Source organism: Paenibacillus riograndensis SBR5 (assembly GCF_000981585.1).
GTDB classification, from domain to species: domain Bacteria; phylum Bacillota; class Bacilli; order Paenibacillales; family Paenibacillaceae; genus Paenibacillus_AQ; species Paenibacillus_AQ riograndensis.
On record NZ_LN831776.1, the window covers coordinates 1,389,122 to 1,404,048 of the forward strand.

8 protein-coding genes and 1 pseudogene are annotated in these 14,927 nt (G+C 52.1%); 7 read left to right on the forward strand and 2 right to left on the reverse strand.

From position 1 onward, the window contains the following. Positions 1–498: 498 nt before the first annotated feature. From PRIO_RS06010 to tnpA, 3 genes and pseudogenes are all read left to right on the forward strand, one after another. Complete coding sequence (locus PRIO_RS06010) at positions 499–4,746, forward strand: glycosyl hydrolase (RefSeq protein ID WP_052741418.1); 4,248 nt, start codon at positions 499–501, stop codon at positions 4,744–4,746. A gap of 95 nt (positions 4,747–4,841) precedes the next feature. Continuing rightward, a complete protein-coding gene (locus PRIO_RS06015) occupies positions 4,842–5,393 on the forward strand; it encodes a dihydrofolate reductase family protein (RefSeq protein WP_020426661.1) in 552 nt (183 codons plus the stop codon). 1,254 nt (positions 5,394–6,647) lie between these two features. Continuing rightward, a pseudogene (gene tnpA, locus PRIO_RS06020) lies at positions 6,648–7,024 on the forward strand (IS200/IS605 family transposase). A gap of 180 nt (positions 7,025–7,204) precedes the next feature. Here the strand turns inward: tnpA and PRIO_RS06025 are convergent. Then, the gene (locus PRIO_RS06025) at positions 7,205–8,161 is read right to left on the reverse strand and encodes a D-2-hydroxyacid dehydrogenase (RefSeq protein ID WP_046501438.1); all 957 of its coding nucleotides are present in this window, start codon (positions 8,159–8,161) and stop codon (positions 7,205–7,207) included. Positions 8,162–8,250: 89 nt separating this feature from the next. Here PRIO_RS06025 and thpR point away from each other — a divergent pair, with 89 nt between their 5' ends. Beyond that, positions 8,251–8,856 (forward strand): RNA 2',3'-cyclic phosphodiesterase, encoded by a 606-nt coding sequence (thpR, locus tag PRIO_RS06030; RefSeq protein ID WP_020429462.1) that lies wholly within the window; start codon positions 8,251–8,253, stop codon positions 8,854–8,856. An 82-nt stretch (positions 8,857–8,938) separates the two neighbouring features. After that, complete coding sequence (locus PRIO_RS06035) at positions 8,939–9,832, forward strand: cell wall hydrolase (protein WP_020429461.1); 894 nt, start codon at positions 8,939–8,941, stop codon at positions 9,830–9,832. 271 nt (positions 9,833–10,103) lie between these two features. Here PRIO_RS06035 and PRIO_RS06040 read toward each other — a convergent pair whose 3' ends face one another. Continuing rightward, positions 10,104–11,315 (reverse strand): UDP-N-acetylglucosamine--LPS N-acetylglucosamine transferase, encoded by a 1,212-nt coding sequence (locus PRIO_RS06040; RefSeq protein ID WP_046501442.1) that lies wholly within the window; start codon positions 11,313–11,315, stop codon positions 10,104–10,106. A gap of 261 nt (positions 11,316–11,576) precedes the next feature. Here PRIO_RS06040 and PRIO_RS06045 point away from each other — a divergent pair, with 261 nt between their 5' ends. Together PRIO_RS06045 and PRIO_RS06050 are read left to right on the forward strand one after the other, a co-directional pair. Continuing rightward, positions 11,577–12,152, forward strand: coding sequence for a TetR/AcrR family transcriptional regulator (locus tag PRIO_RS06045; RefSeq protein WP_039789156.1), 576 nt, complete (start codon positions 11,577–11,579; stop codon positions 12,150–12,152). Between the two features lie 180 nt (positions 12,153–12,332). Next, positions 12,333–14,687, forward strand: coding sequence for a YhgE/Pip domain-containing protein (locus tag PRIO_RS06050; protein WP_020429456.1), 2,355 nt, complete (start codon positions 12,333–12,335; stop codon positions 14,685–14,687). Positions 14,688–14,927: the final 240 nt, after the last annotated feature.

Here is a 14,927-nt window from a genome sequence, read left to right on the forward strand (position 1 = left end):
GAGGCCTCAGTCCGCATAACCTGCTGAACCGCTTGAATCGGCAAAATAAAGGCTCTCCTGTCCGCATCAGCTGGCGGATCGGTCTTGAAGAATAAAGACTCCCCTGCCCGCATCAGCTTCGGATCGATCTTGAAGAGGCCAAGCGGTAGCAGGGCTTTTTATTGTCCTGTCTTATGATTTATGGTCTTTAGTTTGGAATTCTGGTGTTAATTTGCTCTATTTTGTTATTATTTTGTTATTTATATTTGTAGGAATGGTACATAAGCTTCATGAAACCTTGTTAACAGAAAATGCATAGAATGATCCTTGGAATTATTGAGTTTTATCCAAATGTCCCGCGTTAGTACTTTTTTTGTTCAACAAATGAAATATGAAAAATTTAATAATAAATGTATTTTTGTTATTGTTTATTTGCGTATATGATGCTAATATTGCCAATGTAGTTATTGTATTTCTTTGCATTTGAAAGCACTTACACTTACTAAGGAGGATGATTGGATGAAGCGGTTCAAAAAAGGGCTCACCACGCTCCTGACCACCATCATGCTTGTTTCGACGGCGGCACCTGCGCTTGCTTACGTCAGGCAAGATGATCGTTTGAGTACGCACTGGGCGAAGGACAGCATTGCCAAGTGGCAGGGGAACGGAGTGATTCAGGGTTATCCTGACGGTTCGTTCAGACCCGACAACAAGGTAACACGTGCGGAGCTGGCCAGCATGGTGAATAAACTGTTCGGCTTCAGTGCTGCAGCGGAGGCCTCTTTTGCAGATGTGCCGGCCGGGGCCTGGTACGCCAAGGATCTGTCGGTTGCCAAGCAGGCCGGCTATTATAAAGGCTTCCCGGACAACAAAGCGAAAGCGGATACACAAGTCACCCGCCAGGATGCGGCCGCCTTGCTGGCAGCGGTTTTTTCGCTTGAACCAAGAGCGGGAGCGGCTTCGGCTTCATTCACGGACAATGCCGCTATCAGCAGCTATGCCAAGGAAGCCGTCCAGGCGCTGCAGGGGACGCTCCAGGGTTACCCGGATGGCAGCTTCCGCCCGGACAGTCCGGTTACCAGAGCGGAGACAGTCAGCATCATCGACAGGCTGGTCAGCCGCTACTATCACACGGCCGGGACTGCTGACGGGGGAACGGTACAGGGCAACGTACTGGTCAACCATACCGGAGTTATTCTTAAAGACAACGTAATATCGGGCAATTTGTATTTGGCCCCTGGAATCGGCAGCGGGGAGGCCACTCTGGAGAAGGTAACGGTGCAGGGTGACATGTATATTGCCGGGGGCGGGGAACATTCCATTCATATGAAGGATGCCAAGCTTGCACTCGTTGTTGTCAACCGCCCGGAAGGTAAGGTGCGGGTCGCTGGCGAGGGTGCTACAGCTATCAGGCGGATGGAAATTGAAAGCGCTTCGATAATTGAAACGGATGCGGATGCAGTGATTTCCGAGGTTGTAACCGGCGCTGGTGCCGCCGGGACCTCTATTGTGGGCAAGGGTACGATCAGCAGGCTGGCTGTCCGTTCAGGACCGGTTGTTCTGAACGGACAGCCTCTTGCTGCCGGAACTTATATTGTGAAAGGCGGAGCGGCATCGCCATGGACTGCAGCTGGAAGCACTCCGGTTCCAAGCCACCCGGCGTCCACACCTGCGCCCGGCAGCGGCAGCGGAGGAACAGAACCGACGGCTACCCCTTCTCCCGGCAGCGGTAACGGAGGAACAGAACCAACAGCGACCCCTGTTCCCAGCAGTGGCAATGGAGGAACTGAACCGACCCCGCGGGTCGTGAATCTCGCGGATGCTGACGCGTCGTCTGCTACCCGGTCGCTGTTCGTCTACCTGGACGACATCCGGGGCAGAGGCACGCTTTTCGGGCAGCAGCACGCAACGGACGAAGGTCAATCGATCACAAAGCGTGATGGGACCGAATCCGATGTAAAAAATGCCGTTGGTGCGCATCCGGCCCTGTTCGGCTGGGATACGCTCAGCCTGGAAGGTAAAGAAAAGCCAGGTGTGGCGGGAGATGTGTATGCCAGTATTGATAACCTCGCTGCCAGCATGAAACATGCTTATGAAGCGGGCGGTGTGCTGACACTAAGCGCCCATATGCCTAACTTTGTGACCGGCGGCGATTTCTATGATCTCAAGGGCTCTGTCGTCTCGCATATCCTCCCCGGCGGCGACAAGCATGGCGAGTTCAACACCTTCCTGGATAATATCGCGCTGTTTGCGAACAGTCTGAAGGATGACGGCGGCCGTTCCATTCCGGTTATATTCCGCCCGTTTCATGAACAGAGCGGCAGCTGGTTCTGGTGGGGGCGTGCTTTTACAACAGAAGACCAGTATAAAGAGTTATTCCGGTACACTGTAGAATACCTGCGGGATATTAAGAATGTGCACAACTTCCTGTACGCGTATTCTCCAGGCGGCGGATTTGGCACAAGTGGGCAGCAGTATCTTGAAACCTATCCGGGCGATGATTATGTAGATATTCTGGGCTTTGACAGTTACTACAACGGGGAAGGGCAAAGCTGGTTCGACGGCGTCGCAACAGAAGCCGCAACCCTCTCAAAGATTGCCGATGCAAAACACAAGATTGCGGCACTGACCGAATTCGGTTATCAGAACATGAAAGTGGCGGGCAACTCCACGCCGGACTTCTACACCCGTCTCGCCTCAGCACTGAAATCCAATCCGGACGCCAAAAGAATGGCCTTCATGCTGACTTGGGCCGACTTTACCCCAAGCGAGAACTCTTATGTTCCCTATCCGCTCGCTTCCGGGCAGGAGCATCAGATGATGGCTGACTTTAAGTCCTTCTTCGACGATCCGTATACCCTGTTCAGCGGAGAAATCAACGGAGCTTACACACAAGCTGTTGACACTGCCGGGGAGCAGCCTTTCATGCACATCGCTTCTCCGACCAATCAGGCTATAGTGATGGAAGGCACAACCCTGATCCGTGTCCGCGTCCTGAACGGGTCACCGGCAAAAGTGGTGTACACGGTGGGTGAATCGGCCCTGGAAACGCCGCTCGTGCTGGACCCGGAAACAGGATTTTATGTGGCGGGCTGGTCGCCGGATGCAAAGCTGAACGGCAAAATTGCGGCGGTAACGGTGAAGGTATACGGTGAAGACGGGACTGTATTATTAGAGCAGACGAACTCCGTTTTTGTAAAAATCAGCGAAGTGCTGCTGGGAGCCTATACGTTCGACAATGGCATTGAGGGCGTCCAGAACAACGGCGGCTATCAAGCGGCAGTGGACTCCATCGAGCCGGGGCAGTTCAACGGCAGCGGCGTACTGAAGGTCAATGCAAGCGGGATGAACCCTGCCGATACATGGCAGGAGCTTAAGCTGGAGCTTAAGAATGCGAAGTCGGTTATAGACAGCGTCTACCTGACAGAGGCGACGCGCGTGAAGCTTGATGTATGGATGCCGGTCACCGCGCAGCCGGAGAACGGAAATGCAAGTCTGCAGGCTGTCGTGCAGCTGCCTCCGGATTGGAACGGCAAGTATGGAATCGGAACGACTCAGATTTCTTTTGCCGATCTGCCGAAGGAAACCATTGACGGCGTGGAGTATGTGCATTTCACACCGGCAATCGATATGACTAACGCGGCAGCGCTCCTGGCAGCTGACGATATTGCAGTATCCATTGTGGGCAGCGGACTGGCAAGCGGCAGCATTCCGGTGTATATCGACAATATCGGATTATACAGCACTTACGTGGAAACGGGCTCTGACCCGGCCGTGGTCGACGATTTCGAGAGCTATCTGGGCAGTGACGAGGCGCTGAACACGAAATTTGTCCATGCGGGAGGCGATGCGACGGAAACGGCGCTTGATGCGAACAAACATGGCGGCAGCTACGGCATGAAGTATACCTATACACTGGGCGCGAGCGGATATGCCGGCGTGACCAAGGCACTTAATGTAGACTGGTCCGGCTTCAATGCACTGCAATTCTGGTATAAGCCGGATGCCAAGGGGCAGAAGCTGGTAATACAGATTAATGCAGGCGGGAGCACTTACGAGTACTATCCCGACACTGCTACTGAGCAGGCGGCACTTGTGACTGCAAAGTTTAGTGAATTCGTCCCGGCCAATGGCGCAACAGGAACGCTGACCAAGACCAATCTGAAGGACGTTCAAAAGTTCTCGATCTACACCAATGCCAAGCCGGACAGCATGCAGCTGACATCTTCGATGTACTTTGACGACATCAAGGCGGTCAATGATCCCGGTGCCGGAACCGTTCCGGGAGGAAACGACGGCGGGGGGACTGCTCCCGGGACGCTGTTTGATTTCGAAGGTTCTCTGCAAGGCTGGACATTCGGAACGAATACTATGGGGGCAAGCGGATTAGGCCCGGCAACTGACGGCGGCAAGGGGGTGCTGAGCGCGGACTATCCGCTTGAAACAGCGGCAGCAAATGTTTTTGACCTGAATTTTGTAGGCGATGAGGATCTGAGCAGCGGCAGCACACTGAAACTCCATGTCCGGGTTACTGCGGGAACCGTCAAAGGCAAAGTGTTCCTGAAAAGCGGGGCGGACTGGAATTGGGCCAACACAGAGGAAGTGACCTTGACCGATCAATATCAATGGATTTCGCTTGATCTGAACGGTTTTGACTGGACGGGAAAAGTCAAGATCGATAAAACTATGGTTCGCGCCATGGGCTTGGAAATCTATTCTTCAGACCGTGCGGCTACAGTATATATTGACGATGTAATTTTGGAATAGCTGTTGAAAGAACATAAAGTATTAGACTGAACAGCAATCTATGAGAAACCGGGCCTGCGTTTGGATGATAAAATGCAGACAAAAGGAGGCTGCATATGGGACAAGTAATCCTGATGATGAATGTGACACTGGACGGTTGCTGTGACCACACGCAGGTAATTGCGGATGAGGAGCTCCACCAGTATACAGTGGACCTGATGGACCAGTCCGCTGGTCTGCTTTTCGGACGTAAAATCTACCAGCTGATGGAAAGTGCCTGGCCAGCCATTGCCAGCAGCGGCGACGGACCTCAATTCATGGTCGACTTCGCACGCAAGCTCGATCGGAAACCTAAGTACGTCTTCTCGCGGACGCTGGATCACGTGTCGTGGCAGAACTCTTTCTTGTTGAAGGGGCCTGTTTCCGAAGAGGTGCCACGGCTTACGGCAGAAGGGAAGAACCTAGTCGTTAACGGCGGTCCCGGCCTCGGTTCCACCCTGGCACAGCTAGGCTTGGTGGATGAGTATCACTTCCTGGTACAGCCTATCGTTGCCGGACGTGGCCCCCGATTATTGGGAGGAGTTCTTGACCGACTGAATCTGAAGCTGGCCGAGACCAGACCCTTTGGCTCCGGCGTCGTGGTGCTCCGTTACACACCCGTTCGTTAACTGCTTGGCTGATCCACCGAGGCTTTTTTGCGCTGTTGTTTTTCAATTCCTGAAGATTTTCAAACTCTGAAGCTACCCCTTAACTTTTTGCCTGCATTACACCCCGTGCGGCCGCACGGGGGTTTTTTGTTGTCTGGGAAATTACGATTTCCCTTCTTTGTGGATATGAATATGTACAACGTTGGGGATGAGTCTACGTGAATTTAGTGAATTCACCCAAAGAGGTGGAGATTAGTCGGATTCGACCGCCTTTTTCCACCCGGTGCTGGCGGAGAAGCAGGTGAGCAGGGCTATCGGGTAAGCAGAGTTATCAGGTAAGCAGAGTTATCAGGTAAGCGGAGTTATTGTGTGAGCAGAGTTATCAGGTAAGCAGGGCTATAGAGATTGTACTAGTAATCCGTAGTCTTCACGTGGGATAACCACAATGGACTCTTTGCATGACTGCACTTCGTGCAATAGAATTCTTATTGTTCTGCGTTGAACCGCTCTCTGCTGTATTTTGTGCAATAGATTTTCGGATATCGAGCCCAAAACAGCTTTTCCAGCGGATTCTAATGTACAGAGTGCAATTGATGGAGCTTTTCGACTGATTTACGGGTTATTCTGCTGTAGAGAATGCAATAGACATTCATGCCGCCCATTGGCGGCACTTCAGACGATGAAATTTCGGAGAAGGCCCTCAATTGGGCTTCGCCAAATTCGAGGCTTCCATAACAATGTCGTATGAATCGGACATCGTTATTTCAGGATAGAATGCGAGTTTCTGACCGTTCAAATATTTAGCTGGAAAAAGGGAACCTATTTCTCCTCCAAATCAACAAATGAGAGATTGAAGTGGAAAAAGGAAACTTAATTGGGCCATATTCCTTCGTCAGGAGCGAAATGAGCTGAATTAGTTAACCTTTTTCCACTTCACCTGTGGAGAATAGGATAACTGAGCAAATTAGTGATCCTTTTTCCACTTGGAATTGCCGAACGGTCCATACAGGGTTCCTCCAGGCAGCGCTAAACTGAAATCCAAAACGGTTACTTTATCCTGTCAACGCCGGCGTAGCTGTTTTGTTCTGGCATTAGCCGGTTGAGTATGCGAAGCGTGCGAAACAAAAAACCACCTGCTGCGAGTGGTGTAGTGATGCTTATAGCAAAAAACCACCTGGTGCGATCATTATAATAGGAGTGTTCAAGCTGCTATGTCTAACGAAAGGAGAAGGTGTTGTGGCACAAGCCAGAGAAGGCATGGCACAACCCAAATGGATGTGCAAGTACCATATCGTACTCACCCCAAAGTATAGACGAAAGGTGGTCTACAATTCATACAAAGAAAGTATCCGAGATATCCTAAGCAGCTCTGTGGCTGCAAAGGAGTAGAGATTATCAAAGGGGACCTCATGCCCGATCATATTCATAGGTTGTTGAGTATTTCACCGAAAATGAGCGTCCCGAGTTTTATTGGGTATCTGAAAGGGAAAAGTGTGCTTATGATCTTCGATAAGCATGCAAACTTGGAGTACGGGTGGTTATGGTTTGGATCGTCCCAAGGACGAATCTGTACGAAAACAACGGCAGAAATGCCGTTGATGGAGCGCCCCGGTCAGTATGCTCTGAAACAACGGCAGAAATGCCGTTGTTGAACCGCCCTTGGTCAGTTTCCGCCGAAGTAACGGCAGAAATGCCGTTGTTGAACCGCCCTTGGTCAGTATGCGCCGAAGTAACGGCAGAAATGCCGTTATTGAACCGCCCTTGGTCAGTATGCGCCGAAGTAACGGCAGAAACGCCGTTATTGAAGCACTGGCCGTCAAGCGTCCCTCTGCTTAATACTGGCGGCTGTAGTCTACGAGATTACGTGAAGGAGTCCCAGATTTCAAATAAGATTTCATATTTTCTGTAAAAATCTCAACTACCCGGTCGGCATAACGGTCAGTGACCCCGGCACAGTGCGGCGTGATGACGACCTGCTCCATTCCCCACAGCGGATGGTCTTCCGGCAGCGGCTCCGTCTCAAACACATCCAGACCGGCGCCGGCCAAATGTCCGCTGTTCAGGGCATCCATCAGAGCTTGGGTATCGGTTGTAGCCCCGCGGCCGATATTGATATAATAGGAGCCCTGCTTACAGGCTGCAAAAATATCCGCGCCAAACATAAGCCGTGTCTCATCAGTAAGCGGCAGGGTGTTGATCAGGAAATCCCCCTGGCTCACAGCATCCTGAAGCCGGTCCGTGGTATAGACCTCATCGAAGCCTTCCACCGGCTTGCCGGAGCGGCTTACACCTATGGTTGTCATCCGGAAGGCTTTGGCGATTCTGGCCGTTTCGCTGCCGATGGAGCCGGTACCGGCAATGACGGCGGTTTTGCCGGTCAGCTCGCTCTCGCTGCCTTCGGAGTGCCACCTGCGGTTCAACTGGTTGCGCACAGCTGTATGCAGATTCCGGGTGAAGAGCAGCATGAAGCCGAAGATTACCGCTGTAATCGGTTCAGCGTGCACACCGCTGGCGTTGGTTAACAGAATTCCTTTGTTCTCCATGGCTGCCAGAGGAAGCTTCTCCACTCCAGCCGACCAGGCCTGTACCCAGCGCAGCGGAGATTCGGCGCTCAGCAGCGTATCGCTAATCCCCTTGCCCCAGCCGATGACAATTTCGGCTTCGGCGAGCTGTGCAAGGTCAGGTGCCTTGCCGTCACCCAGGGTCAGTGTATAGCCTGGAGCGGCGTCACGGATTAAGTCCTGCTGCCGGTGTGATAGTTTCTGCAAACAAACGATGGATTTCGTCAATAGGATTCCCTCCGTAATATTATTTAATAGAGCTGGCTGATTCCGTATAGAATAAGGATAACAAATCTGCCCTGAAAGGTGAAATTGAAATGGAACGTAAGGTGTCTGAAGCCGCAAGGGAGCGGCTGTTCATTGCGCTAAAGCTTCCTTTTGCGCTGTGTGAAAAATTGGAAAAAGAACGCAGCGTGTTGTCGGGCAAACTGAATTTTGCCAAATGGACACATTCTGAGGATTATCACATTACCCTGCAATTTCTCGGAGATACCCCGAAACGTTCGATTCCCGGCCTGCTCGAAGCTTTGAAGGAGATCCCCGCAGCCTGCCAGCCTTTTCAATTGCAGCTTTCGGAGTGGGGGGTTTTTGGGCGTCCGGAGTCGCCAAAGGTGCTCTGGGCGGGGGTTTCAGGTGAAATGGAAAAGCTGAAGGATCTTCAAAAGCGTGTGATTTCCGTTACCCGTCCTCTTGGCTTCATCCCCGAAACGAGAGAGTTTAAACCTCATCTTACCTTGGCCCGCAAATACCGGAATGAGCTGCCTTTCAGTCTGGAAAAACTTGCTCTTTTACGGGCTGAAGAGGCCTTGGGAGAGGAAAAAACTGGCATCGCGGACTGGACGGTAGACGGTTTTGTGGTGTATGCTACCAGGATGCATGCCATTCCTATGTATGAAATGATCGAAAAATTTACATTTTTCTGATAGAAAATCGGCAAGAAAGTTTTCAAAGCTTCCATTTTCGGTTACATACAATAGGAGTGTGCCGTAAAATAGGAGGTAAATAATGGTAATTTTCAAACAAAACCGCTGTATTGCGCTGCTTGTTGGCGTTATTCTAGTGTGTTTCTCTGCGATAAGCCTGATGGGCCTTGAAGGTCCTGCCAAGGGCAAAGATACAGTACAAATGAATCCGTTGCAGCCGAACGCTCACGCATCTGACCGGACAAGCTCCAGTCAAGCCTCGGCAGCTTCACTGAGGACCAAAAGTTCCTCGGGACCCATGCTCTACACCACAGCCGCCTATCTGGTCCAAACCCAGAAGATCAGGCAAACCGCAGAATGGAGCAGTCTGGATAGACTGAAGCCCCAAGGCGCAGCCGCCAAGACTGATATTCTCCGGCAAAAGGCAGTTGTGGTGAAGTCAACTCCGCCCGTGGCGCAGCAAGCGGCCAAGACGGCGGCGGCTAAGGGGAGCCAGACCGTAATTACGAAAAAAACGGCAATTCAGCAACATCCCCCCACACAATTGTTCTTCTCTCGGACAAAGCTATTAAGCCAGGATCAGCGGGATCAAGCGACCTGGACCTACGCGGTATCCGAAGGAGACCTGCTACTGCTGCAAAAAATCGTTATGGCAGAAGCAGAAGGCGAACCGTACCAGGGCAAAGTGGCAGTCGCCAACGTTGTTCTGAACCGGCTGCGGTCAGCCAATTTTCCCGACACCATACATGATGTGATCTATCAGAAGAGTCAATTCAGTCCTGTGGCCAACGGGCGTCTTAAGCGTGTGAAGCCAAACGCGGACTCGATCAAAGCCGTAACCGCCGCACTCTCCGGAATCAAAGCGGTAACGGACGATACGTATTTCTTCCTGTCGCTGAAGCTTGCCCAGGATCTCACGGTACATCACTCCAGACAGTATGCTAAAACGATCGGCAATCATACTTTTTATAAATAAATGGACTGGCTGCCTCATAAGCCGGCCACCTATATAACGGAAAAACCTGCGCTTGTGGCAGTATTATACCTGCGCATATCCGCCATCCCGGCGGGCTTGAAGAAGCCCTATGGAGGGTTCTGCTGAAGTATCTGTCAGGCGCTGTCAGGCGCGGCTTAACCTGAGCGGATAGAAGGAGGCGGCATCAAGCCGCCTGTATTAGCAAGCAAAAACGGTACCGGCCTGTGATGGCCGGTACCGTTTTTGCTTGGACTGCAGAAGTTGTCTTCTTTTAAGGAGTAATATATACCGCTTCTTCATTCCGCGGCTGGGCTGCGGCAGCGGCGGCTACAGCCGCCAGTGAGCCGCGAGGCTCCGGAGACGTTCCGCCTGGCTTGCCCAGCAGCTGCAGTACGGTGGATGCGCAGTGGCTTGGCTGCTGGCGGTCCGGGGCGATCCGGCGTCTGCGCAGCTCCTCCAGGCCTGCGTATTCACGCAGCAGCAGTGAGAACCATTTGTCCACCACATCCGAATCCAGCTCTTCAGCCAGCCCCAGTTCTACGAAGTATTGGCAATTCTTCTCCTCCTGGCCGGGAATGGCGCTGTAAAAAAGCATCGGAATGCCCTTGGCCTGGCCTTCCGTACAAGTCATTCCGCCAGGTTTGGTAATCAGCAGATCGGAGGCGTCCATCAGCTTGTTAATCTCGCTGGTGTACCCCAGAATCTTTACGTTGGGATGATTCAGGAGCGGATTGGCCCGCATTTTGGCTACGAGCTTTTCGTTGCTGCCCATGCAGAAAACCAGCTGAATATCATCCATCCGCGCAGTGAGCGAGTCCATAACTTCCTTCCCGAACATGAGCCCCCAGCCGCCGCCCATAATCAGTACTGTAGGGATATCGGCCAGTCCCAGTTCCTTGCGGAGCAGCCTTTTGTTCGAACGCTCCCAGAATTTGGGGTGCAAGGGGATACCGGTAACCGCTACTTTTTCCGGGGACACGCCGCGTCCGGTGAGAATCGCCTTGACCCGGGAAGTGGACACCAGGTAGCGGTTCGCTTCGTCATTAATCCAGCTTCCGTGTGCATCATAATCTGTAATCAGCGTATACATAGGCACATCCAGACCCTGACGTTTCAACCGGGAAATGACCGCAGCTGGAAGAGGGTGCGTACAAATAATCAGATCGGGCTTAAGCTGCTCAATGACCTGTGAGGCATGTGTATAAAAAATCCGGTGAAGCGCCAGCTTGGTCAACCGGTTCAGAGATTTATGATATTGGGTCTTATACATCATGCCGACCAGCTTCGGCTGGCTGCTGACTGTTTTGCGGTAAGCTGAAAGAATCCAGGGAGCGACCGTAGGGTTAAGGAATTTGCCAAGCTCAATCACCCTGCACTGCACATCCGGGCTAAGCCGTTTTAATCCTTCGGCCAGAGCATAGGCTGCCCCTGTATGGCCCGTACCGAAGCCTTCCGAAAACAGCAGTACTCTTTTCTTTCGCATAAGTTCACCTGCTACTTTCTTTCATGGGTAGGATAAATCTTCTCTTACATTATACTAGGGAAATTGCTTCTTTTCTCACATTATACAAATAAGACGTAAATAGAAAGTTAAAACCCTGCAAAAATAAAAAAATAAAGATTGCGCCCAAGTATTGCAAACGCGGAGGCAAAGTGATAAAGTGGGTATTGACCGATTGACCGAAATGGTAAAACAGTCATATTGCAGTGGCTGCACAAATTCAGAAAGAGAGGAAGTGCGCAGGTGGCTGTGGTAGATCGAAGGCAGCAGGTACTCCAGGCAGCGACCAAGTCTTTTTCATTATTTGGCTACAAGGCGACTACAATGGACCAGGTCGCTAAGATCGCCAATGTCGGCAAAGGAACCATCTACACCTTTTTTACGAACAAGGAACAGTTGTTTGATGAGATTCTCCGTGATGTCATAATGGATATGAAGTTGATCGCTGAGCGGGAAATCAAGCGGGAACGGTCTTTTTTTGACAATCTGCACCATGTTCTGGATGCCCTGCTGGAATTCCGCAGTGAACATGAGTTGTTCATCAAGCTGTCCCAGGAAAGCCGTGATTTCGGAACCCCACAGGCTAATGAAGGACTCGACAAGATTGAGAACGTCGTATTGGAATACTTGGAGCGGGAGGTGGAGCATGCGATAACCCAGGGGGAAGTCAAGCCCTGTGAACCCAAGATTGTATCGCTGGTGATGTTCAGATTGTATATTGTGCTTACAGCTGAACTGAGCAGTGTACATGTCCCCTTAACGAAGGAGCAGATCAAATCCTATTTTCATCTGTTTCTGGCAGAGGGGCTTGCAGAGTAGCTTCATCACTTGTGAAACGGGCAGCTTCAACCGACTCCGGGAGGAGTTTTTATTTGCTCTCAGTTGACCAAATGGGTAAATCAGTCACTCGGTGTTACTGCAAGTTTTCAAAAGAACCGCATTCTTAAAACAGTTTATAGCATTTTAAAGAGAGCATATGATCAGAAGGAGAGAACCAGAATGAAATCTTTATCCGTATTTGCCAAGGACCTGGGCGCAGCGCTCAAGAAACCCAAGGTGCTGATTCCTATGTTTGTCGTCCTGTTCATTCCGGTGCTATACAGCGGATTGTTCCTGAAGGCATTCTGGGACCCGTACGGCAAAATGAATGAGCTGCCTGTCGCAGTAGTCAATGAAGATAAAGGTGCCGACTATGAAGGCACGAAGCTTGCAGCAGGGAATGACCTGGTGACAGAGCTGAAGAAGACCGACGGGTTCAAATGGAACTTTGTAACCCGGGCGCAGGCTGAGGCCGGATTGAAGGATAACACCTACTATATGGCTATCGTGGTTCCGGAAGATTTCTCCGAGAGTGCCACCACCCTGCTGGAAGCAGACCCGAAGCCAGCCAAAATTATTTATGAGCCGAATGAAGGCTACAACTTTCTGGCCGGTCAAATCGGCGGTACGGCTGTAAAAGATATCAAGACTAAAGTATCCGCCAAAATTACCGAAGCTTATACCACTTCTGTTTTTGACAAAATCAAAACTATCGGAAGCGGCCTTGGCGAAGCGGGAGACGGTGCCACCAAGATTGCGGACGGCGCCTCCAAGCTGGATGACGGTGCGCTCAAGCTGAAAGATAATCTGGTTGTGCTGACCGAAGGTACCGGCAAGCTGCTGGATGGTGCAGGCCCGCTGACAAAGGGTGTGGCGGATCTGAACACCGGTGCTGCTGCATTACATACAGGCAGCAGCACGCTTGCGGGCGGACTCCAGCAGCTGTCCGCAGCGCATAAGCAGCTCCAGGACGGCGTATCCCAGACGGCAGCAGGCAGCAAACAGCTGAATGCCGGATTACAGAAGACTGCAGCCGGAGCAGCCGCGCTGCAAGCAGGCACGAAGTCTGCGGTGGATGGAACGGCTAAGCTTCAAGCCGGTACCCAGTCCGTTGTTGACGGCAGTGCAAAGCTTGCCGCAGGACTTACCTCTTCCGTGGACGGCAGCGCCAAGCTGGCAGCCGGACTTCAGGCTTCGAAGGATGGCAGCGCGAAGACCAGCGCAGGCGCTAAAGCGGTAGCGGATGGCCTGCAGCAGCTGGCCAAATCGAATCCGCAGCTGGCGGCAAGCCCGGATGTGCAGAAGCTGCTGGCGGCAAGCGCCGCAGTTGCCCAAGGCACCGCACAGCTGGATCAGAGCCAGCAGCAGCTCCTTGAGGGCGCAACTGCGCTGCACAGCGGCCAGGAGCAGCTGGTGCAAGGGGCGAACCAACTGCACGCCGGATCGCAGCAGCTGGATGCCGGTGTGACCCAGCTGCATGACGGCGCGCAGCAATTGAATGCCGGCAGCACACAGCTGCTGGATGGACAAAAGCAGCTCCTGGCCGGAGCCGGAGCGCTGGAAACCGGCGGCAGCAAGCTGGCCGCAGGCATGAAGCAGTTCGGCGCGAAGCTGAGCGAAGCTGCAGCAGGCGGCGCCAAGCTGGCCGACGGCAGCAAAACGCTTGAAGCCGGAACAACAAAGCTGCTGGCCGGAGCCGGACAGCTGAGCAGCGGCCTCAGCTCTGTAGCAGACGGCTCGAAGAAGCTCAGCGATGGAGCCGGACAGCTTAAAGATGGACTGGATGACCTGAAGAGCGGCTCCGGCGAGCTGGCAACGAAGCTCGGCGATGCCGCTGCACAGACCAGCTCGGTGAACTCAAGCGATAAGCTTGTATCTATGTTCGCCCAGCCGGTACAGATTGAAGAGCAAAAAGTGAGTGCGGTGCCGAACTACGGCACAGGCTTTGCCCCGTACTTCCTGTCTCTAGGTTTGTTCGTTGGCGCATTGATCTGCACCCTGGTGATTCCGATGCGCGACTCTGAGGTTATCGGCGCAAGCCGGTTCAACCGCTTCATCAGCCGCACGCTTACCTTCTCGATGATGAGTGTGCTCCAGTCCTTGATGGCTGCCATTATTGTTCTGTATGGACTGGGCCTGAATGTACAGAATGTCCCGCTGTTCTTTGCCTTTACCTTCATTACAAGCATCGCCTTTATGTGGATGATCCAGGCCATTGTTACCTGGTTGGATCAGCCTGGACGGTTCGTTGTTATTGTTATACTGATCTTCCAGTTGACCACAAGCGCAGGAACCTTCCCGCTTGAGCTGATCCCGTCCTGGATGAAATTCTTCAACCCGCTGCTGCCTATGACCTACAGTGTTAAAGGCTTCAAGGCTGTAATTTCCACCGGCGATTTCAGCGCAATGTGGAGCGACGCCGGCCTGCTGGCCATTTACGGAGTCGTATTCCTGGCCTTTACCTTCACCTACTTCATGACCCGTGACCGGGATAGTGAAGTCGCCGTGAAGAATGAACAAGTATTGACTGTATAACAGCAAGCTGTTTACAGGAAAAACAAACTTCAGAAAAAACAAACAAGAGCGCTCCGTTCCGGGGCGCTTTTGTTATGTTCTGGGGGGAATGGACACAGAAGGCGCTTTTTTGCCAAAAAGGCTGCATATCACAATGATGCGGACACAGTATCCGTTATATCGTTCTAAAAAGTGCCATGAATGTGTCAGGAAAATGAATGCAGCGTTTTCATTGAATAAGTTCTTATTCGTTGTCGATGC

What these genes read in the sequence shown, in the direction of transcription:
- PRIO_RS06010 (WP_052741418.1), top strand. Translation starts at nt 499, where the DNA reads ATGAAGCGGTTCAAAAAAGGGCTCACCACGCTCCTGACCACCATCATG.
- PRIO_RS06015 (WP_020426661.1), top strand. Translation starts at nt 4,842, where the DNA reads ATGGGACAAGTAATCCTGATGATGAATGTGACACTGGACGGTTGCTGT.
- thpR (WP_020429462.1), top strand. Translation starts at nt 8,251, where the DNA reads ATGGAACGTAAGGTGTCTGAAGCCGCAAGGGAGCGGCTGTTCATTGCG.
- PRIO_RS06035 (WP_020429461.1), top strand. Translation starts at nt 8,939, where the DNA reads ATGGTAATTTTCAAACAAAACCGCTGTATTGCGCTGCTTGTTGGCGTT.
- PRIO_RS06040 (WP_046501442.1), bottom strand. Translation starts at nt 11,315, where the DNA reads ATGCGAAAGAAAAGAGTACTGCTGTTTTCGGAAGGCTTCGGTACGGGC.
- PRIO_RS06050 (WP_020429456.1), top strand. Translation starts at nt 12,333, where the DNA reads ATGAAATCTTTATCCGTATTTGCCAAGGACCTGGGCGCAGCGCTCAAG.